This is a genomic window from Carboxylicivirga caseinilyticus (genome assembly GCF_050589785.1).
GTDB lineage: Bacteria > Bacteroidota > Bacteroidia > Bacteroidales > Marinilabiliaceae > Carboxylicivirga > Carboxylicivirga caseinilyticus.
Window position 1 is genome coordinate 35759 of sequence record NZ_JBNGOX010000009.1, and the last position, 23027, is coordinate 58785.

The following is a 23027-nucleotide window of genomic DNA, read 5'->3' on the forward strand; positions in this document are numbered from 1 at the left end:
TAATTATTTAACCGCATCAACCCCTTCTGTGGTCATAACAATCCGCTTGATAGTGTCATCCTCATTATAATATAGCTTGTCGATACATACCGAACGGCTATAGCTACTACCATCCGTCTGAATTCCTCCATTGTGATAGATAAAATACCATTCACCTTTGAATTCCACTATGGATTGATGATTTGTATTACTGTTACCGGCTATTTCATTTAATATTCCTTTGTATTCATATGGACCTTCAATATTATCGGCCATAGCATAGGCTATTTTTTCAGGAAATCCGGTTGCATAACTTAAATAATACTTGCCATTGTATTTATGTACCCAAGGAGCTTCGGTAAATTCCAATCCTTCAAAATCAATTTTCTTAACGGGTCCATCCAGTTCAATCATATTATCCTTAAGTTTGGCGTAATAGCAAACTCCATTACCCCAGAATAACCAGGCCTGACCATCGTCATCGATAAACGCCGCAGGATCAATACAAGTCCAGGAGTGAGTAGACGCAAAACAATCAGAACGCTTTACCAACTGAGTTCCTAACACGTCTTTATAAGGTCCTTCAGGACGATCAGCAACAGCCACCCCAATCCCTGATGTATTTGTACTTATATACCAATAATATTTTCCGTCTTTTTCAACTGTATGAGCAGCATATGCCTGTCCTCTTTCATCCCATGAAAAGTCTTTTGCTCTTAACGGTGTAGGATATTCTGTCCAGTTCTTTAAATCGGTTGTGGAAAAAACACACCAATCTTTCAGGTTATAACCTTTTTGTCCACCTTGAAAGTCATGACCTGTAAACAGCCATAAGGTGTCGCCCAAAACTAATGCAGCAGGATCTGCAGTATATTTATGTGTGAAAATTGGATTCCCTTTTGTAGTAAAGTGATAGATACTATCTAACTCATTTTGCGCATTAACAGCCGATAGTGCACAAAATGCAAATGCCGATAAAAGTACTTTCTTCCAAATTGTCATTGTAAATTATTTAGTTAGTTATTTTCGATTATTACCCCACTTTTCGTTTAAACGGTCTAATTCCTTCTTTGTAATTCCAATTACAGAACCGTGCCGCGGGAAAAAGTTCTTTGTAAAAGACTCTGGCTCAGCAGTGAATTTATACAAATCCGTACTTCTCTGAAATTCATATTTCCCACTACTATATAAATCATACATTAATATATACTCATCTGAATTATTGAATTTAAAAACAGATGAACCTTCAACTACAATTGAACTATCAGCATAAGCATCCAGATAAGTAAAGTCTTCAGTCCATGGTCCCTTTAAAGATTTACTGGTAGCCTGCCTGATTCCATTCTTAAATTCAACCCCCTTTTCGTCTTTTGTATTACCTTTAAAAAACATATGGTAGATACCATCTTTAAATATAATGTCTCCATCAATGGCACCATATTTCGGACTAAACATTAAGCGTGGTTCGTTTTCAAATCCTGAAAAATCATCATTTGCATACGCACAATAAAAATCCAGATTCAGATCATCATTAAATCTTACGGTAAAGTAGATTAGATATTTTCCCTCTTCTGAATCGAAAATTGTTTGCGGTGCCCAAACCCATTTTACATTCCCGAATTTTTCAGGATAAGCTTCTGTTAAATCAATAAACGAATGATCCCAATCTATCAGATTTTTTGAATTTAGTAAGACTATCCCCGGATTATGATCCCAACCATTTTTAAAAGTAAACATATCTGTCGCTACCATAAAGAAGGATTTACCATCGTCGCCTCTTAAAATATGAGGATCTCTTATTCCTCCGGTCGAAGAAATTTCAGCAGAAGGGAGTATTGGTTTATTATCGTTAAGTGCCGTCCAGTTTATTGCATCATTACTGATTGCAAACCTCAATTGTTCTCTTTCATTTGGATCACCTGTTCCTTCGAAATATGCAAAGAGGTATGCTTCGTATCTGTTTTCATCATCTGCCATTGAACAACTTTTGGTTAATAGCACAATGAGAAGAAATAGTAGAAAAGTATGCGTTTTTATCATTACTATATTGAATTACATCCTTACAAAGATGACAAACTTATGAATGTTGGTTTTTAAATTTTTTAACTTTAAATACTACTTTTTTTAAAGTTACTACTAAAATACAGATGACATTCACTAAAATTAATCTGTCTATCTAAATTGACGAATTATCCATTTTTTAAAATTTCATTCTTATCATTACAGAATTCTATTTTGAAATTTCTTGTCTTAATTCATTATTTATTTTGCAATCATTAAAATCATCTATAGTTTTACAACACTTTGATTGAAAACTGAAATTAAGATGTTTCGCCTGAATATATTATTCAATTTTTAACATTTTAAGCATTCAAAGTATACATTTAATACACCTCAAAACTGTTTACAACCCTTTACTTTACAGCCAAAACAGAAGTGCTATCAAATAGCCTATCGGTTTATACACAAAACACATGTGTATAATTTTGTTAATTTTTAATTAAATAATACAAAGAAAGGATAAAATAGTATTAGTCCATTATTGGATGATCACGTACTTTTGTTTTTACTAAGTGTACTATAAACACTCAGATTTATAAAGAATGAAATTAACCTTGTTTAATATTTGATTTACAGTTCTTTAAAAGTTTGAATATAAAATGTACATCATACATATAGTATAATTTTTAATGTATAATCTTAAAATGAAGTAAAAAAAAGAAAATCTTAAAACTTCCTTAAATAACTTAAGTTTAAGTATATGAAAAAAAGAGTCTTATTTCTAATTATTGGCCTGTGTATGGGTATAGCATCATATGCACAGGTAAGTGTAACCGGTAAAGTAACGGATACACAAGGTGCTCCTATTCCGGGAGCAACAGTATCTGAGAAAGGTACCAGTAATGGAATAATTACTGACATTGATGGTAATTACTCCTTAACTGTATCAGGCAACGAATCTGTAATAGTGTTTTCTTTTATTGGAATGAAAACACAGGAAATTGTTATTGGTAGCCAAACTACTTTAAACATTGTTCTTCAGGAAGAATTAACTGACCTGGATGAAGTTGTTGTTATTGGTTATGGTGTTCAGAAGAAAAAGCTGACCACGGGGGCCAACCTTTCAGTCGATGGTGAAGATCTACAAAAAATGAACACTGTGTCTGCATTAGGAGCTATGCAAAGTCAGGCACCAGGTGTTAACATTACGCAAAGTTCTGGTATGCCGGGTGAAGGATTTAAAGTTAACATTCGTGGTTTAGGAACTACTGGTGATGCATCTCCTTTATATGTTATTGATGGAGTTGCCGGAGGTGACATTAATAGCTTAAACCCTGCTGACATCGAATCTATTGATGTTTTAAAAGATGCTGCTTCTGCTGCTATTTATGGAGCACGTGCAGCGAATGGTGTTATTCTTGTTTCTACTAAAAAAGGTAAAAAAGGTAAAGTAATGGTATCATATGATGGATATTATGGTGTCCAGAATGCTGTTAAACTGCCTAGTTTATTAAATGCAAGCGAATACATGACCATTATCGATGAAATTACCTTTAATGAAGAAGCTGCTGATTACCAGTGGGAAAATATGTCTGGTATTTATGAAAAAATCCAGAATGGTTGGGAAGGAACAAACTGGTTAAAGGAAATTTATAATGATAATGCTGCTACTCAGAACCATGCTATTAATATTAGTGGCGGTACTGATATGTCAACCTACTCTATGGGATTTTCATACACCAGTCAGGAAGGTATCTTCGGTTCACCTGTTGAACCTAACTTTGAAAGATACACTGTTCGACTTAACTCAGACCATGTATTATACAATAATGGTTCATTTGATGTATTTAAGGTAGGTCAAACACTTAACTACAACTACAATGAGAAAAAAGGTATCGGTATTGGTAATATCTATTGGAATGATATACACAATATGTTGGTAGCAAATCCATTAATGCCTGTTTACGGCAGCGATGGAGATTATTATAATACTGACGATGCCATTGCTGATAACATGACCAATGTATTTCAGGCATTTGGAAGTAACCCTGTGGCAGATATGATCTATAACAGAGGTAATAATCTTTCTAAAAATTATTCATTAAATACCAGCGCCTATTTGGAAATTCAACCTATCGCAGGTTTGACTTTCCGTAGCCGTTTTGGATATCAGATGAGCGCCAGCAGTTACCGTTCATATGTACCGGTATATGATCTATCTCAAACAAATTTTAAAACTGTTGACGCTGTTTCTCAAAGTATGAGTGCAGGCCATAGATGGACCCTTGACAATACTCTTTCATATATGAAGAGAATCAATGAGCATACCATTGATGCTGTAATTGGTCAATCTGTTGAAAAATGGGGAATGGGCGAAAGTCTAGGTTTAACTAATGTTAGCAATGCCTTTAGTGACTTTGAACATGCATGGATTGACAATACTGATGGAGATGATGCTGCATTAATGTCACTTTCAGGATCTCCATGGGGAGAAGGTGGTATAACATCTTTCTTTGGTCGTGTTAACTACAACTACAAAGAAACCTATATGTTATCTTTGGTGATGAGAGCTGATGGATCTGCTAACTTTGACAGAGGTAAACGCTGGGGATATTTCCCTTCAGTATCTGCCGGATGGGTAATGACCAATGAATCATTTATGAGTGGTACAGAATCGTGGCTGGATTTCTTAAAATTAAGAGCTAGCTGGGGACAAAATGGTAACTGTAACATTCCTAACTGGAACTATTTAGCAACCATTGCTTTTGACGAAACAACCAAATACTCTTTTGGTAATACAAAAACTTCTCAAAGTTCAGGAGCTTATGCTGATATTCTTCCTAATCCAGATGTTACCTGGGAAACATCTGAACAATTAGACCTTGGTTTGGATGCCCGTTTTATCAATTCTCGCTTAGGAGTCGCTTTCGATTGGTATATTAAATCAACAAAAGACTGGTTAGTAAGAGCTCCAATCCTTGCTTCATATGGAACAGGTGCTCCATATATTAACGGAGGTGATGTTGAAAACCGAGGAGTTGAATTGGCATTAAACTGGAATGATAATATTGGTGAATTCAGATATGGAGTTAACTTCAATATTGCTAAAAACAAAAATGAAGTAACTAAAATTGCCAACTCAGAACAAATTATTCATGGTGAATCAAATGTACTTAGTCAGGGAACAACTGAAATGTACAGAGCTCAGGTAGGCTATGCAATGGGTTATTTCTGGGGGTACAAAACAGCAGGTGTTTTCCAGAACCAGGAACAAATAAACAATGCAGGTCCAACCTTGCAAACAGATCCTCAACCAGGTGACTTGATCTTTGTTGACACAAATGAAGATGGTGTAATAGATGAAAATGATAAAACTGACATCGGTAACCCTCATCCAGACTTCCGTTTAGGTTTCAGTGTTAATTTTGCTTATAAAGGATTTGACTTTTCTGTAACAACAAACGGTGCCTTTGGTCACCAAATCGCTAAGTCATATCGCTCATTTGCTGATTCGTACGAGCAAAACTATACAACAGAAATTTTTGGAAGATGGCATGGTGAAGGTACATCTAATAAATTACCTCGTTTAACTGCTGGTAGTAACCAAAACTGGCAACAGATTTCAGACATTTATATTGAAGATGCAGATTATCTGAAGATTCAGAATATTTCTTTGGGTTACGACTTCAAGAAACTAATCCCTTCAATGCCAATGTCAAAAGCACGCCTATACTTTGCAGCTCAAAACTTATATACTTTCACAAAATACTCTGGAATGGATCCTGAAGTAGGATATGGTGTGGAAGATAGTTGGGCATCTGGTATTGATTTAGGATTCTATCCAAGTGCAAGAACTTATATGGTAGGTGTTAATATTAATTTTTAATGAATTAATGCAATGAAAAAACTAATATATTTATTTTCTCTCGCACTATTTTTCTCAAGTTGCGAAGATTTCCTGGATACTGAGAATCTTACAAAGAAGAACACGTCCAACTTCCCGGAAACGGTAACGGACGCAGAACAAATGCTTACAGCTATATACAATACATTGAGTACAGCTTCAGCGAATCCTCAGGATACTTATTTTTATGCAGCTAGTTTGGCCTCAGATGATCAGTTTGGTGGTGGTGGTGAAAACGACAAGTTAATGCAGGCGTTGGATCTATTGATGAATTATAACAATAGTATGTTGGAAAACTATTGGTCTGTGAGATACCAGGGTATCTTTAGAGCCAATACAGCTATTGAAACACTAGATAACTGTTCTGGTTGGGAGAGTGATGATCAACGTAATCAATTTATGGGAGAAGCATATTTCTTAAGAGCGTTCTTCTATTTTGAGATGGCATCTTATTTTGGCCAGGTACCATTGGTTGTAACCACTGAACCATTAAACCTTCCAAAAGCTGAACCTGCAGAATTATATGCTCAGATTGCTTCAGATTTAAAGAATGCAATTGAATTAATGCCAGATTACTCTTATACATCTGTAGAAAGTGGACATGCAACTAAATGGGCTGCAGAAGCTTTAATGGCAAGAGTATATTTATTCTATACTGGTTTTTATAATGAATCTGCACTTCCTCTTACTGATGGAAGCACTGTTTCAAAATCTGAGGTTGTAACCTGGTTGGAAGATTGTATTACAAACAGTGGACACACTTTAGTTGGTGACTACCGCGAGCTATGGGCATATACAAACTCATACACCGTTGAAGATTACGATCTTACATCAGAAGAAGGATTAACTTTTGCAGAAAACGATGCTAATATCAATCCAGAATCAATGTTTGCTATCAAATATTCAAACTTTGCTAGCTGGAGCACAACTATCGGTTATTCAAACCAATATATGTTACACTTTGGGTTACGTGGTGGCCAGGCTTATTCTAATACATTCCCATTCGGACAAGGTTGGGGTGCAGGTCCTGTGAACCCAACACTTTGGGAAGACTGGGAAGCAGCTGAACCAACTGATATGCGTCGTGAAGCTTCTATTATTGATCTTCCAAATGAATTACCAAACTATTCAAAAGGTGGATGGAATGACTTTGTACAGGAAACTGACTACTGGCAAAAGAAATATTGTCCGGTTACTGCATATAAATCAGATGGATCACTTGCTTCATCATACAGTGTTCTTATGTACGGTACAGAAGACAATATGCAATTAGATAATGTTAAAGATCTTGTACTAATTCGTTTGGCTGATGTTTACCTGATGCATTCTGAGTTAACAGAAACAAGCACTTATATGAACATGGTACGTGAAAGAGCAGGCCTGGATGATGTTAGTTATTCTTTGGAAAATCTTAGAAACGAAAGACGCTGGGAATTAGCATTTGAAGGAACACGTTGGAACGATATTCGTCGATGGGGTATTGCTGCTGATGTGTTACAAGCTCAAATAGGTGTTGATTGTTATTTTAAAGGTAACCCTGATGTAACCAAAGCTTTTGGAGGTGGATACGCTGCCCGATATGAAGCTACTGAAGGAGGTTTCTTCCCTATTCCTGAAAACCAGATTAGCCTATCTGACGGAGTGCTTGAACAAAATCCAGGTTGGGGAACCGGTGCAGGAGCTGAATACACAGGTTGGAATTAATGAACTAATATTAAAAGAATGACAATGAAAAAATCAATAATATATTCTCTGCTTTTAATAGCATTAGGTTTCATTGCTTGTGATCCTATAGAAGACAGAGAAGACATAGGAGGAGCCATTACAGCAGCTGATTTAGAGGTTACTGCAACTCCTTTAGTTATTAATGGAATAAATACCAATAAAATAGTTCTTGAGAACCACAGCCCGGTTTTGTCACATTGGAATTACGGAATTGGTACCTCAACAAAAAGCATTGATACTGTTTTGATGGTGGTTGAGGGTACTTCAACAATTTCTTTTACTGGATTAAATCCAAATGGTATAAAAATCACCAAAGAGATTGATGTTGATGTTCAGGATTTATATTTCGAAGTATCTCCTTCATGGGGATATTTATGTGGATCTGGTGAAAAAGAATGGGTTTGGGATGAAACTCATGCAGATGGAGTATTTGGTAACGGTGGTTACCTGGGTAACACAGCTCCCGGCTGGTGGAAAATTTATATCAATGATATAGAAGGCCAGGCAGAAGGAGAAGGTAGTGGTGCTTCAATGGTATTTTCTACTAATGGTGCTTCATTAACTAAAAACTATAACACTGGAGCAAGTGCTGCAGGTACTTTTAGCTTTGATATGAATGCGACCACTGCTGATGGTAATGGTGCTATCTGGGCTCAAGGAATGCTTTACACTAAAAATGTTACAGTGCTTTGTGGTAAATCCATTAATGAAGGTGACATAGATGTAAATGACTATGATATCTTAACATTAAACGATACAAACATGACACTTTCTTACCATGCTGCTGGAACAGGAGCATGGGGAGAAGCCTGGTTCTGGAATTTCAGGGCTGCAGATTAATTAAAACTCGGTTTTTAGATTAAGAGAGGGCATTAATTGCCCTCTCATTAATTAAATTTGCTACTTCAAATCACGAGGATATGAATAATTGGAGATGGATATTAATACTGTTTGTAGCAACCCTAACCTTTTGTAAACCAAATAACGAAAACTACCAGATTAATGGTAAGCTGCCTACTCAAGATTTTGATGGCGAATATGTATATTTGGTTCCTTTCGAAAATGCCACTCAAAATACAGTGGATTCTACATTAATTCATGAGGGGAAATTTGTCTTCAGAGGTTCTAGTGAACAACCAGAGGTCTGTATTTTAAGAACCCGCCCTCTTCTTCGTCTTCAACTGGAAGAAATACTAATCATTAAAGAACCTGGAATTCTTAATGTTACCCTGGCATCTACCAGTTATGCACAAGGAACAGTTTCAAATGACTCTTTACAGAAATGGAAAGAAGTCAAATCCAATATTGACAGCATGTTCAGGCAAGTATTGATACAATACAAATCAAGTTCTGATTCATTAGCAAAACAAAAAATTTCTTTAAAATTGGATTCTTTAAAAGAGTTAAGTTCCAACTTTAATCAAGCTTTTATCGAAACAAATAAAAATAACACTGCAGGTGAATTTGTACGCAAAATATTAGGCAATAACCTCTCAAAAGAGTAGATATTCATTAGAAAGCAAATCATATAGCTTTCAAGAAAAAGGGGAATACAGTGGCAACGTCATTATCAGAAAATATCCGTATTAATAAGTCAATCAGATTTACTTTACTTCTGATACCAGGATTGTTTGTTTTTCTTTTCTACTCACTCACCTTTAAATACCACCTGTTTTTTAAAGAACAAATTACTTTATTTATTTACTCTCCTGAGTATCTTCTTTCCTACTTTAATAAGCCCGGAGGACTTGCTTCTCTCGCTGGTGATTTTTTCACACAATTCTTTTATTTAAAAACTGCCGGCCCCTTATTAATCACATTGATATTTTATATCAATTGGGTATTATTCTACAAAGTAATTAACCCATACTTCAGCTCAGAAAAAAATTTAATCTGGTTTATCCTTATTCTGCCTTTGACAGAATCATTAATGCATTATCATATTGGATATACCATAACTCATTCTCTGTCTTTAATACTTACACTTCTCATCTTTATCATATCAAGAAGGATTCTTTCATCCAGGCAAAAACAATTTCTGTTTCCTTTATTTATTCTTTTTGGCTACCTGATTTCTGGAGGAACGATTGTCTTATATTTTATATTTCAGGTTTTTGAATTCTTAAGGCAAAAATCCATTCATTATATAGCTAACATACTGGCATTAATATTTGTAATCTTTATTCCTGTCATTCTAAGATCTTATTTTTTGGTGACTATTGAGGAGGCATACCTATATCCTTTTAATAAACTTATATATCTTTTACCATCAGCACTTTCTACTATCTACATCATCCTAAATTTAATATGGCCTGATAAAATACTAAGTCTTAGATCGTCAGTGATTATTTCGTCGATTATCTTAATCATAGTAATTTGGAAAGACCGTCCGGATTTCAACCGTGAAAAACTTTTATCTCTTTCTTGCGAAGGTTATTTTGGTAATTGGAATAAAGTATTGCATCTATCAGCAGAATACAAACTCGAAAATCAGCTTGCCAGTTACTTTACAAATATTGCTCTTGCAAAATACAATGCCTTACCAGCGCATTTACTTGAATACTACCAACCTTTTGCAGAAAGTCTTTTTTTACCTCTTGGCAGACAATCTGGTTGGCTCAATATTTTTTCGAGTAACGAAGCCTATTATCAAATAGGCGACATGAATCTGACACAACACTCTGCCCATCTGGGACTAATATTTTCACCCTATAACAGAAGCTCTCGTATGGTTAAGCGACTTGCAGAAACCAATATGATTATTGGTGAAAAAGAAGCCGCTTTGAGATACCTTGGTATGCTCGATAAAACACTTTTTCATCATCAATGGGCTCAGAAAAGAATCGGAATGATTCACAACCGGCAAATAATAAGCAAAGAGCTTCTTGACAAACAGTCTTTTTTGCCTCAGGCCGATACATTGCGCAAGGGCGAGGATAACCTTTCTGGTCTTAGACTATTGGCAAATTCCAATCCTGACAATCAATCTGCTATAGATTACCTTTTATGTTATCATCTATTAAACAAAGATTTACAGTCATTTAAAGAAGATTTTGAAAAATACTTCACCTTCAATCGTCAGTTACCCCGATTATATGGAGAGGCACTTTTAATCATCCTTTACCAGCAAAAGGCATCAACAGAAGAAATAAGTCAATATTTTTTACCTTCTTCGTTGATGAAAGAGTTTGTTGAATACACCGAGGCTTATAGCAAATCAAATGGTCAGTTAAGCAATTTATCAAACCAATACAGATACACATATTGGTTCTTTTATCATTTTGCCCAAAAAAGTAAGGAATGAAGCTATCCTATCTCATCATATTATCCTTTAGTCTGCTAATCGGTTGCCGTCAGCGTATTCAAACTGACAAGGTATTGCCAGTCTATCCACCTGTGTACCCTGATTACACTGAGGTAACCATCCCTAAGAACATAGCACCTTTAAACTTCATGATAAAAGATGACATAACAGCAATTCAGGCAGTTATTAAGGGTGATCAAAACCAAATGGTTTTAAATGGTACTAATACGATACGTTTTAATCTGAAAAAATGGAAACAGCTGCTGCTTGATGAAAAGAAACTTGCCGTAACTGTGAGTGTTCAAAAGAATAATGAATGGATTCAATATAAATCATTTAACTGGTACATTGCTGACGAAGAAATTGATCCATACCTCAGTTATAGATTGATTGAACCGGGATATGAAGTCTGGAACAAAATTCAATTGGCTGAACGATGTATTGAAAACTTCGATGAGAATATTTTTGCTGATAATAACCTTACTGAAGGATCCTGTATGAATTGTCATATATACAATAACCAGAATCCATCGCAATCCATGTTTCATATCAGAGGGAAACATGGTGGAACTGTTTTAAACAACAACGGTAACCTTCGTAAACTCAAAACTAAAACCGACAAAATGCTTTCTAATGCAGTGTATGGTGGTTTTCATCCTGGTGGGCGATATGCAGTTTTCTCAACCAATTACATAATTCCGGAATTTCATGCTCAAGGGAGCAAGAAACTGGAAGTTTATGATACAGCTTCTGATTTAGCAATTCTTGATTTTGAAACCAATCAATCCATCACAAATCCTCTCCTGACAGATTCGTTGAATTTTGATACGTTTCCTGTATTCTCTGCTGATGGGAATAAAATATACTATTGTGGAGCGAAAGCCATTGACGTACCGGATAGCATTCAAAAACTTAAATACAGTATTTGCAGCATTTCTTTTGATGGCGAAAAGGGTGAAGTTGGCACTTCTGTTGACACCTTATGGAATGCACGTATGACCAACCATTCAGCCTGCCACTTAAAACCATCTCCGGATGGGAAGCACCTGCTTTTTACCGAGGCTGATTACGGCACCTTTCCCATCTGGCATCGTGAAGCTGATTTAAGACTCATAAACCTTGAAACAGGTAAAATTGATTCGCTCAACCAGGTAAATGGAGACTATTCAGATAGTTATCACAGCTGGTCATCGAATAGTCGCTGGTTTGTTTTTGCCAGTAAGCGACAAAACGGAATTTATGGTCAACCATATTTTTGTTACATCGACAAAAATGGTGTAGCACACAAACCTTTTGTTTTGCCTCAAAAAAATCCCGATTTATATAACATTACCCTTAAATCTTATAATATTCCTGAATTATCCTTAGGACCTTTGCCATTTGATGCCATGGATATTGAAAGACTTTATTGGAAACAGGAAGCAGAACCATTCAGCGACAAAGAAATTTAATACTTTTAATCTGTATGAAAAAATTCTCACATCATATCATTTCACCCTTTGCTTTCGGAACAATTGTGTATCTGTTTTTTACACTATTGTATCCATATCATTTACATTATCAGGAACAATATCAATTATTTTTATTCACGGGTGATTACTTTCAATCATACCTCAACATACCTGGTGGGATGAGTGATTATATTGGCAACTTCCTTACTCAGTTTTATTTTTATCCTTCTGTCGGAGCCATATTTATTGCATTTCTGTTGGTTCTGATTCAACAACTCACTTGGAAAACAGTAAAAAACACAGAGAAAAGCTCAGTATACTTTCCTTTAACATTTATACCTTCCATACTTTATTGGGCTTTACTTTGTGATGAAAATTATCTGCCAGGTGGATTGATTTCCCTGGTTTTTCTAATGGTATTTATATCCATCAGAATAACTATAAAATCAGAGAACCTTAAAAGTATTTTTGCTGTGTTGTCAATTCCTGTACTCTATTGGATAGCTGGAGGAGCGGTTGTATTTTATGTGCTTTATTCAGTGCTTGCAATACTTTTTATTCGAAAGGAAAGAACAGCCAGAAATACCATTATTACTTTCATACAAGTCGGTTTAGCAATATCATTACCATTTATAGCTAAAGCCATTTTAATTCAACATCCAATAATTAAAATGTGGATAGGTGTTAACTTTTACAGTTTCCCCAATACATTCCCGTTTTATGCAGGTGGCGTCTTTTTGCTTAGTGTTCTGCTTCCATTCTTCATTAAATCATTAATGATAATAAGATTTCATTTTAAATGGGCGATAACAGTTCTGTACGTGGTTATTATTATTGCTGGTTTTGTTACCATTAAAACTTCATCCGTTTTTGATAAGGAAGAAGTAATGGCTTATGATTTTCATACTCGTATGCGTCAATGGGATAAGGTCATTGCAATGGCTGATAAAAAATCTCCATCCAGTCCTTTATCTGTTTCTTGTCTGAATCTTGCTTTGGCAAAAAAAGGCATGCTGGCCGAACATATGTTCGAGTACTACCAAAATGGAACAGGAGGTCTGTTGCCCGATTTCAAAAAAGATTTTACTATACCTATGGTAACAGGTGAAATCTATTACCAACTTGGTTTTATAAACACGGCTCAGCGATACACCTTCGAAGCGATGGAGGCATTGCCGCTTTATCAAAAGAGTGCACGTACGATGAAACGACTGGCTGAGACGAACCTTATCAACGGAAACCGCGCATTGACGCTGAAGTATCTGAAGATATTACAGAAAACTTTGTTTTACAGTAAATGGGCTACTGCTTTAAGTAAAGTAATTGATGATCAGGAAATCTTACTGCAACATCCTGAATATGGTTGGTTAATGACTCATAAAATTCAAAATGACTTTTTCTTTAGCGAAGGAGAAAAAGACATGATGTTAGGGCAACTATTTACGGCAAATAATAAGAACAGGACTGCCTATGAATATCTGATGGCTTATTGCCTTCTCAACAAAGACTTGAATCATTTTATGCAATACCTTTCACTGGCTCAAACCATTGGTTATAAACAAATGCCTATAAGCTTTCAGGAAGCCTTTATTTACAGTTGGAAAATGACATCACAGAAAGCCCCAAAGTCGATGCCTTCCTTTATCTCAAATGAAAAGATACAGAGTGCCAATGCATTTCTTTCTAAGATGAATCTTCCGAATGCCTCCGAAGTATTAAAGAAAGACTATGGAAAAACCTATTGGTATTATTTGCAGTTCAGAAATTAAAATACTGAAAAAATGAAAAATCTGTTCATCCTCATATCAGCAATGGTTTTATTGAATGCATGTAATGAAACCATCAAAGTAAAAGAAACATATTCATCAGCTCCTGATCTATATCCGGATTATAATGGGGTTACCATTCCATTTAATATAGCACCTTTAAATTTTAAGGTGAATGATGAATATTCAAAAATCGACGTAGTTCTTGAGAGTAAAAGTGAATCTTTGCATATTCAACAAAACGAATTTGCTGACATTCCTGTCGACTCATGGAAAGAACTCCTGAATTCTTCAAAAGGTGACAGCATCAGAATAACAGTATCAGTGCAAAAAAACAATGCCTGGTATGCCTATCAGCCCTTTTATATTCATGTTTGTGAAGATGCTGTTGATGATTATCTGGCATACCGTTTAATCGCTCCCGGTTATGAAGTTTACAGTAAAATGGGAATTTATCAGCGATCGCTGCAGGATTTTGAGCAAGATGCTATTTATGAAAACACACTGGTTCAGGGAAGTTGCGTAAACTGCCATTCTTTCAAACAAGGATCAGCCAAAGATATGAGTATGCATATCAGAGGCAAGCTGGGTGGAACTGTTTTACTTACAAATAATAAAATGGAAGTGCTGAAAACAAAAACCGACAGTACGCTGTCGAAGTTTGTATATCCATACTGGCATCCGTCAGGCAACTATATTGCCTATACATTAAATGATACGCACCAGGTTTTTCATTCATCAAATAACAAGCGAGTAGAAGTTTTTGATAATGCATCAGATGTGATTGTTTACGATATCAACAAAAATGAAATTATTAAATGCGAGGCACTAATGTCTGATTCTGTTTTTGAAACCTTCCCTTCATTTTCACCGGATGGTAAGACTCTCTACTTCTGTTCGGCTAAAATGGAAGTGATGCCCATGGAATATACCAAAGTTCATTACAATTTATGCAGCATTGGTTTTGATCCCGAAAGTGGTACCTTTTCAAATAAGGTAGACACCTTATTTAGGGCAGCAGACATTGGTAAGAGCGTAACATTCCCCCGACCATCACCTGATGGAAAATACCTAATGTTTACATTGGTTGATTATGGTAATTTTTCAATCTGGCATAAAGAAGCTGACCTTTATTTACTCAATACTGAAACCAATCAGGTAAGATCAATCAATGAGGTAAATAGCGACGATACAGAAAGCTATCACTCCTGGTCGACAAACAGTAAATGGTTTGTTTTCAGTAGCCGGCGATTAGACGGATTGTATACACGCCCCTTCATCGCTCACATTGATAACGAAGGTAAAGTTGGAAAACCATTTCTTCTGCCTCAGCAAAATATCAGTCATTACGACGATCTTTTATTTTCATATAATATACCGGAGTTTATAACAGAAAAGGTTAATATTGACATTCCGGAGCTGGAGAAGAAACTGGAAGGTGAGAAGAAACAAGTTGGGATTAGACAATAGGAAAGAAATAATAAATGTTTGGGAAAGTGATTCAAAGAGATTATAAAATAATAGTGCCAATTACTACGGGTGAATTAAAGAGCCAGTGGAAAAGTTGTATTGAACAACTTAAAGAATTTAAACCGGGCAGTATTTTTAAGATCAGTATTTTTGTGGGTGCTGAAAATTGGGAAGAAGCATTTACAAACTTTACACACGAAATTCGTTCATTATTTTCTGATAAATGTCCGGCATATACAATACTAACACAAGCCCCCGGAAATGATAAAGTCACACTGGAGGTTGGGGTCATCAATGATGAACGGGTAAAAATCACTTATAATAGCTTTCACAGCACCCCTTATTCCTTAATTGAATATAATGGCACCAAAGAACTTTGGGCTTCAGGAATCGGACTTACCTTAAAAACAGATGATATAAGTTCATCGGCCAGGCATGCTTTTGAAGAAATGATTACGCTTCTTTCTAAAGAAGGCTTTACATTGAATAAAGTAGTCAGACAATGGAATTACATTCCGGAAATATTGAATTTTGAATTACGAAACGAAAAAGAACAGCAACATTACCAGCTTTTTAACGAGGTTCGTAAACATTATTATAACCAGTATCGAACCATTGAAGGATATCCGGCTGCAACCGGCATTGGAATTGCAGCAGGAGGTGTATCAATAGATATTTGTGCCATTCAGCCTGCTCATGAAAACTCTGTTTACTCAGTTAATAATCCTGAACAACTAAATGCTTATCATTACCGCCAAGATGTACTGGTAGGTGAATTAGCTGAAGGATCAACAGTGAAACAGGCACCTCAGTTCGAAAGAGCTAAACTAGTTACTGATAATAATACCTTGTTTATATCAGGTACTGCATCCATAAAAGGTCAATATACAATCGGTTTAAACAATGCAAATGAGCAAACACAAACAACTCTGGAACTGATTCATAATTTAAAACTGGCTGCAAAACAGACGACCAAAAACCTTGATGAGTATTCATTGAATTTCTCATATGCCAGAATTTACATTAAAAGGACAGAAGACTTTGAATCAGTCATGTCGATTTGTACAAAAGAACTTCCGAACACTCCTCTAAATTTTGTTCAGGCTGATATCTGTCGCGATAACCTTTTAGTTGAAATTGAAGCTGAAATGCAATATAATATTGGAGATAATCAAGCAATAGATACTTTTATAACACAAACAGCCTGTTCGAATTGCCGCTAAATTAAGATGATAGATTATGAAAATGGTTGAACTGATACAACAACGCCGTAGCTGCAGAATTTATACTGATCAACAAGTTGAGACAGAAAAACAGGAAGAACTGAAAAAAATTCTGTTGTGGTCACCTACTTCTAAAAATAACCGCCCCTGGGAATTTGTTTTTGTAGATGATAAGTTATTGCTTCAACAACTTTCGGAATGTAAACCTCACGGTGCATCTTTTATAAAAAATGCTCCTTTAGCCATTGTTATTCTTGCCGATCCTGAAAAAAGTGATGTTTGGATTGAAGACACATCTATAGCTGCAGCTTTTCTTCAAGCAGGGGCAGAAGACATAGGATTAGGCAGTTGTTGGGTACAAATTCGAAACCGTTTTCATGCTTCCGGTATAAAAGCATCCGAACAGGTTAAAATGCTACTGAACGCTCCCACTCATTTAGAAACAGCTTGTATCATAACCATTGGCTATAAAGGCAAAGAAAGGCGCCCTTATAACAATGATGACTTGTTGAATGAAAGAATTCATCACAACACGTTTTAACAAAAAGAAGACTACATAAGTTAAAGCCTCTTAACTTGCCAAAAAACTAACCTCAAACCCTGTTTTATCTGAATTGGGTGTAATTGTAAAAGTATTATCCTGCTTCAACTTTACCCCATCCTTCACGGCAATGGTTTTTAGTCCCTGCTTTATTAATTTAGCATCAGCTGGATCGCAATTTTTGTTAAAGTGCAAATGCAAAACAGCTGGATCCTGCTTATTAAAGCGGATTAAGAAATTATTGCGCTCCACAAAAATCAAATCTTGATGAGCATAGGTAGGTTCTAATCCAATATAATTAAGCATGTGCCTGACTACCCCTATCGGAATCTTTATGTCTTTATTTTTCATGGGATTAGATTAAAGTTTGAAACTTATTTACACGATGTACTCGAACACGAACTACATGATGATGGAGAACATGAAGCACCACCTTCAGTCATCATTTCGCTGGATTGAAAGGGTGGTAAAGCTTTATGATACATTAGATCAACATTAAATGTCAACATGGTTCCTATGGCTTTGTAAACAGAAATTCCCATTTCCTTAAAAACCTTTAATGCCATTACCTGAATATCAGGTGTGATGATAGCTTTGATTTTTTGAAATCTAACCCACTCAGACAAATCTTTAATATCAGTTCGATCTATCACTTCAACATTACCTGTTTGGGTATCATACAATCCCATCAGTCCACATTTTGTAAAGTCATCCGATAAGAATAACTGTAACTCACCACTCGCTCCTGCTGCTGGAAATCCTATTTTCATATCCTCAGTTTTTATGTAATTGTTATTTTATTTCATCATCGCAACTGTTTTGAGTTTTGCTTTTGGGGCAACTCAATAATGCCCTATCAATCTCTTCCTTCATTAATTCTTTTGCCAGAACACTGTCGAAACCACAACCATAGTTTTGTCCAACCCTGATTAAAGGTCTTTTTATTAAATACGGATCATCAATCATGGCCTGCAAGGCTTCTTCTTCACCAAAGTTAGCAGGGTTAATTTCACCCGATTTAATGCGGGGTGCACTAACATTAAACCATTCAGCAAACGGACGGGTCGACAAATATTTCGCTAGCACAGTTGTTGTCCATGGCTCCTCAAGCAAGTTATATGCAATAACTTTATAACCTTTATCCTTAAGTAATACCTTTTGCTTTGTATTATTAATGCATCCTGGCTTTTCGTAAAAATGTACCTCCATAACTTCAACATTTTTGTCATTCATCATTCGAAAATCATCTGCAGATAAAATAAAACAAGCTACATACCAAAGAATCTATCGAATTGATAATCTGCAACCATAAGGTATCAATCCGACATTATGGTAGGATATTTATAACCTTGATAACAAATCTGAAGTACATCTATTTTTCATCTAAAAACTTACACTCTAAGTATTCCCATCTGAAAATTTTTGTCGTAACTTGTATATAGACGTTAGAAGAAACCAAATGAAAACTAAATTTCTAATATGGATTTTTTTAATCTCTTTGTTTACAAGTTTATGTAATGCACAAATATTTGCTAAACAGGATAATCCTCAAAAGTTATCACTTTCCAACATCCCCAGAAATTCTGTTCTGAATGAAGATCTTCTGATATTCTCTTACCAACGTATAATGTCCCAAACCGATTCATTTGGATTTACATTCAAAGCTGGCATCATGATTTTCGATCCATTTTTATGGGTTGCAGACTTTGGAATCATTACCGGCCATTCGAAACATTATTTTGAAGCTGCAATTGGAGGTATTGCAGAACCTGCTTTTGGCGATTTTGCTATGATTACCATTCGTGCTAATTATCGCTATCAGGCAGAAAAGGGATTTGTTTTTAAGGTTGGCCCATTTGCAGGCCCACCTGATAATTTTATCATACCACTAGTTTCAATTGGTTATGCTTTCTGAGATTTTTGATCGAACAAAATTGAAGAATTTATCACCACTACCCTAACCTATTTCCTGATTACACGTATTCAATCTATTCATATTAAAAAGGGGAAAAAGAGGAAATTTTTACTATTGTTATTAATGGGTTGGACTATCCAATCTCAGGCGGCTGATCATGACTTATCCATATCAAGATGGTTGTTACAGCAATCAGCAGGTGATTTAGGAGATGCCGAAACAGTGCGTTTCGAAATTGAAAATCTGGGACTAAACGAAGAAAGTAATTTCACAGTGGCTTTCTCTCTTGATGGTGGCAATACCTTTATTGAAGAAACTTACACCTCAGCAGTTCCAGTAGGTGCAAAAAGAACACATACGTTTACAGCCAAAGCAAATTTAAGCACTGACGGTGCTACTTATGTTATTATTGGAAAAGTTTCTTTAGTTGGAGATGAAGATACTTCCAATGACCAGATTGAAGTTTCGGTTGTGAATAAAATGATAGGTGATGATTGTGATGATCCTTTTATTATGGATCTGGCAAGAGGTGTAGCATTTACCGATACCAGAGATATCACCCCGTTTGGTGACGATTATGGTTACAACTCAGGATGGGGAGCTCCTAATTATCTGCAGGATCGGGAAGTGTTCTATCAATTCCAGACGACTGCTCAAACAAGCTATTTAGATGTTGTGCTAAATTCTAATTATCCAGGCAGTTTTTCACCTAAAGTTGCCGTACACGTAATCAATGCTTGTCCTTCAGTGTCTTTTACCACCGCAAGTTCTGGTTATGGAATAGGTAACTTCGATGCAGAGGTAAAGAATGCATACCTGTACTATGCACAAACCTATTATGTAGTGGTTTCGAAATGGGAAACATATAATTTTACCTATGACCTTAAAGTTACTCTGTACGAACAAACTGACTTTAAGTCATTTGAATTTAAAGATTTAACTTCTTCCACAACTATTGATTACGATAATCACTCAATTATGGTAACAGTTCCTTATGGCACTAATTTGTCAACATTAACACCTGTATTTGAGACTCCAGCCTATGCCGATGTTTGGAAGGATGGAGCAATACAAGCCAGTGGAATTGAAGTTATCGATTTTAGCAGCCCGGTAACTTTTTCTGTAATTCAAAATATTGGAGCAGGTCTTTCCCAGGATTGGAGCATTACAGTACAGGAAGATGTTGCCAATAACATTGCTCAATCAGATTTGGATGATATCACTATTTCACCTAATCCGGTTACAGACATTTTAAATATTGAACTAAGTTCGATTGACAATACAACTGCAAAAGCATCCATAATAAATTGTGCTGGCAGCTTAGTTCAGGAATTTAAATTATCTTCCAGTGAAAATCAGATAAATTTATCCAGTTATTCACCTGGTTTATATTTCATCCTGATAGAAAGAAATGGAAAGCAGATAATCAAAAAATTCATTAAAAAGTAAAAATCAGGAGTCATACGAATTAAGTATGAGTATTAACTTATTTGACTATTCATTTATAAAATATAAAAGCCTGTTTTCATTTTTGAAGACAGGCTTTTTCACGACAATAACGGCCGATTTTATTTCGCGATGCGTTAGTTTAATTTTAATATCTCAATATCAGCAATGGGACGGACAAACGAGTCGTTAAAACGACCCAACTTTAATAATTCAGCCCTTGCTTTAATAGATTCTTCTTTGTTATTATATACACCATAAACATACCGAGTATATCCATCAGAACATTTGTAGGATTGAATATCGTCTTTGTTCAATCCTTTAAAATATATGAATGCAAAAACAGGCTTTCGCTTCAACGCCAATATTTGTACGGTATAATAGTCAACGTTCTTAACGTTTTGCATTTCAAGTATTATCTGTTCTTCAATCTGCTTTGATTCCTGCTTAAAATCCTTTCCGGCAATCATTTGTACCAGAGGAGGCTCCATTCTGATTTCTTCAAAGGAATAGACTGGTGCTTCAGTTTCTTTATATGCCATTTGCGGAGTCACATCTATTACAGATGCCCTTAGATCTTTTTCACCCTGTTTCTCCTGAATGTTATACTCCTGTCCTGTTTCAAGAAACATCAAATACTTACCCGACTCCTGATTTGGTCGATAGTCACCTACCAATTCATTATCTGATTGACGGGTTACCATTATTCTTAATGATCCTTCCTCCAAGACTTTTTTATCATTTACTTCTCCTTCAATGATAGCCAGTTCACCTTCAAATGCATCATCAAACTCAACCTTATAAATATCCGAACCACCATAATTATCATTGAATCGGGCAGATGCATAATATGCTTTACTTTTATCCAAAGTAGGTATGAAGAAAAAATCATCATCTGGAGTATTTATAGGATAACCTAAATTCACAGGCGCTTCCCAGGTACTATCAGCTCTCATCTGCGTAAAAAACACATCCAATCGGCCCATACTGTTATGCCCTTCCGAAGCAAAATATAATGTTGTACCATCCGGATGTATCATGGCGGTTTCTTCATCGTATTTTGTATTTACAACGGGTCCCAGATTATGAACCTGCCCCCATGAACCATCTGTATTTTTCTTAACCATGTAAATATCGGTTCCTCCATATCCCCCTTCTCGATTACTCACAAAAAACAAAGTACTTTTATCTGCTGAAAGTGAGGCATGGGTTTCATCTGCCGGTGTATTGATCGGATACGGCAACTTCTCCGGTTCTTGCCATTCTCCGTTAACCATACGACTGACGTAAATACTCTTTCCTTCATCATCGTTACGATAGATAAATAATTCATTGCCATCAGCCGATAAAGACAGGGCTGATTCATGTTCAGGATTCTTGAAGAAATGTTTTAACGATGAAGCAGTGTCCCATTCTCCATCAAATTGAGCCGTATAAATTTTTTCAGGGTATTGTCCATCCTCATGTTTGGATAGCTTTAAATCTTCTCTTCTCGATGTAAAAATGACTAAATCTTCAAATACTGATACCAATGGACTATGATCATCGTATTTACTATTTATTTTCTTCCCAAGGTTAGTAATGGTTATATCGATTGGATTCTGCAAAAATATCTTAGCATTTTCACACATATTCATTTCCTTCTCGATCATTTCGAATAAATCAGTATTTGAACTATCAACATTCTTCCGGATATATTCATATACATCCAAAGCCTTATCGGTTTGCATAATAACCTGATAACTCTTGGCGAGTGTTAGTTGCAAATCTATTCCTAAATCTGAGAAAGAATCTTCAGGCCCTAATTGTGCAAAACCTTTTTCGAGATATACAACGGCTGTATCCGCACTGTTATTTAAGTTCAGATAGCAAATTCCAAGATGAAGATAACCCTCAACAAAACCAGGAGATTCATTGATTATTTCTTTAAAAGCATCGATTGCCTTGTGATAATCACCCGCATCTTCGTATTGAATTGCTTTATTTACATCCCTGGTTTTAACATTGTTAACAGGGTCGATTTGTCCGGAGGCAAAAATCTGTATTGCCCCCAATAAGATGATACTTATAGAATATCTTAACCCCTTATACATAAAGAACTCCACTCTTTATCATACATACAAATAAAGTCAATTTTTTGTAATCATCTCTATCTCAGACCAAAATTAACCAATAAAGTATCTAACAAGTTTTTAACAATTTTTCATTAACATTTGTTTGTATCTGATTTACTGTACCTTACGTACGTCTAAATATTTTCGACTCATTTTTTAGATATGCTACACAGGAACTACAAAGGATT

General features: G+C 35.7%; 18 protein-coding genes. 12 read left to right on the plus strand and 6 right to left on the minus strand.

Annotated features, from left to right (window positions below; all coding sequences use genetic code 11):
- Positions 1-3: 3 nt before the first annotated feature.
- Positions 4-981, minus strand: a complete 978-nt coding sequence (locus ACRD62_RS06685) for a glycoside hydrolase family 43 protein (RefSeq protein WP_430819359.1) — start codon at positions 979-981, stop codon at positions 4-6.
- Positions 982-999: 18 nt separating this feature from the next.
- Complete coding sequence (locus tag ACRD62_RS06690) at positions 1000-1956, minus strand: glycoside hydrolase family 43 protein (protein WP_430819360.1); 957 nt, start codon at positions 1954-1956, stop codon at positions 1000-1002.
- A 784-nt stretch (positions 1957-2740) separates the two neighbouring features.
- On the opposite strand from ACRD62_RS06690, the gene ACRD62_RS06695 reads away from it, so the two are divergent.
- The 10 genes from ACRD62_RS06695 to ACRD62_RS06740 all read left to right on the plus strand — a co-directional run bounded on the left by ACRD62_RS06695 (position 2741) and on the right by ACRD62_RS06740 (position 17364).
- Entirely contained in the window at positions 2741-5866 is a 3126-nt protein-coding gene (locus tag ACRD62_RS06695) for a SusC/RagA family TonB-linked outer membrane protein (protein WP_430819361.1), read from the plus strand.
- A 12-nt stretch (positions 5867-5878) separates the two neighbouring features.
- Positions 5879-7588, plus strand: coding sequence for a RagB/SusD family nutrient uptake outer membrane protein (locus tag ACRD62_RS06700; protein ID WP_430819363.1), 1710 nt, complete (start codon positions 5879-5881; stop codon positions 7586-7588).
- 24 nt (positions 7589-7612) lie between these two features.
- Positions 7613-8449 carry a hypothetical protein gene (locus ACRD62_RS06705; RefSeq protein WP_430819364.1) on the plus strand — a complete coding sequence of 279 codons (837 nt, stop codon included), beginning with the start codon at positions 7613-7615 and terminating at the stop codon, positions 8447-8449.
- 80 nt (positions 8450-8529) lie between these two features.
- Entirely contained in the window at positions 8530-9114 is a 585-nt protein-coding gene (locus tag ACRD62_RS06710; protein ID WP_430819365.1) for a DUF4369 domain-containing protein, read from the plus strand.
- Positions 9115-9164: 50 nt separating this feature from the next.
- Positions 9165-10913, plus strand: a complete 1749-nt coding sequence (locus ACRD62_RS06715; protein ID WP_430819366.1) for a DUF6057 family protein — start codon at positions 9165-9167, stop codon at positions 10911-10913.
- Positions 10910-12364 carry a TolB family protein gene (locus tag ACRD62_RS06720; RefSeq protein ID WP_430819367.1) on the plus strand — a complete coding sequence of 485 codons (1455 nt, stop codon included), beginning with the start codon at positions 10910-10912 and terminating at the stop codon, positions 12362-12364. The genes ACRD62_RS06715 and ACRD62_RS06720 overlap by 4 nt, the downstream gene beginning before the upstream one ends.
- A gap of 14 nt (positions 12365-12378) precedes the next feature.
- Positions 12379-14133 carry a DUF6057 family protein gene (locus tag ACRD62_RS06725; RefSeq protein WP_430819368.1) on the plus strand — a complete coding sequence of 585 codons (1755 nt, stop codon included), beginning with the start codon at positions 12379-12381 and terminating at the stop codon, positions 14131-14133.
- Positions 14134-14145: 12 nt separating this feature from the next.
- Positions 14146-15600: a TolB family protein gene (locus ACRD62_RS06730; RefSeq protein ID WP_430819369.1), complete on the plus strand. Its 1455-nt coding sequence runs from the start codon at positions 14146-14148 to the stop codon at positions 15598-15600.
- Between the two features lie 14 nt (positions 15601-15614).
- Entirely contained in the window at positions 15615-16823 is a 1209-nt protein-coding gene (locus ACRD62_RS06735) for a chorismate transformation FkbO/Hyg5 family protein (RefSeq protein ID WP_430819370.1), read from the plus strand.
- Between the two features lie 16 nt (positions 16824-16839).
- Positions 16840-17364 (plus strand): nitroreductase family protein, encoded by a 525-nt coding sequence (locus ACRD62_RS06740; RefSeq protein ID WP_430819371.1) that lies wholly within the window; start codon positions 16840-16842, stop codon positions 17362-17364.
- 30 nt (positions 17365-17394) lie between these two features.
- On the opposite strand, the gene ACRD62_RS06745 is transcribed toward ACRD62_RS06740, so the two are convergent.
- The 3 genes from ACRD62_RS06745 to ACRD62_RS06755 are packed head-to-tail and all read right to left on the minus strand — an operon-like array spanning position 17395 to position 18600.
- Positions 17395-17715, minus strand: coding sequence for a hypothetical protein (locus ACRD62_RS06745; protein ID WP_430819372.1), 321 nt, complete (start codon positions 17713-17715; stop codon positions 17395-17397).
- Between the two features lie 23 nt (positions 17716-17738).
- Positions 17739-18134 (minus strand): NifB/NifX family molybdenum-iron cluster-binding protein, encoded by a 396-nt coding sequence (locus ACRD62_RS06750; RefSeq protein WP_321406300.1) that lies wholly within the window; start codon positions 18132-18134, stop codon positions 17739-17741.
- Positions 18135-18156: 22 nt separating this feature from the next.
- On the minus strand, positions 18157-18600 hold the full coding sequence (locus tag ACRD62_RS06755) for an ArsC/Spx/MgsR family protein (RefSeq protein WP_430819373.1): 444 nt from the start codon (positions 18598-18600) through the stop codon (positions 18157-18159).
- Positions 18601-18823: 223 nt separating this feature from the next.
- Here ACRD62_RS06755 and ACRD62_RS06760 point away from each other — a divergent pair, with 223 nt between their 5' ends.
- Positions 18824-19279, plus strand: a complete 456-nt coding sequence (locus ACRD62_RS06760; protein ID WP_430819374.1) for a hypothetical protein — start codon at positions 18824-18826, stop codon at positions 19277-19279.
- Between the two features lie 123 nt (positions 19280-19402).
- Complete coding sequence (locus ACRD62_RS06765) at positions 19403-20728, plus strand: T9SS type A sorting domain-containing protein (RefSeq protein WP_430819375.1); 1326 nt, start codon at positions 19403-19405, stop codon at positions 20726-20728.
- 134 nt (positions 20729-20862) lie between these two features.
- On the opposite strand, the gene ACRD62_RS06770 is transcribed toward ACRD62_RS06765, so the two are convergent.
- Entirely contained in the window at positions 20863-22818 is a 1956-nt protein-coding gene (locus tag ACRD62_RS06770; RefSeq protein ID WP_430819377.1) for a tetratricopeptide repeat protein, read from the minus strand.
- Positions 22819-23027 lie beyond the last annotated feature (209 nt).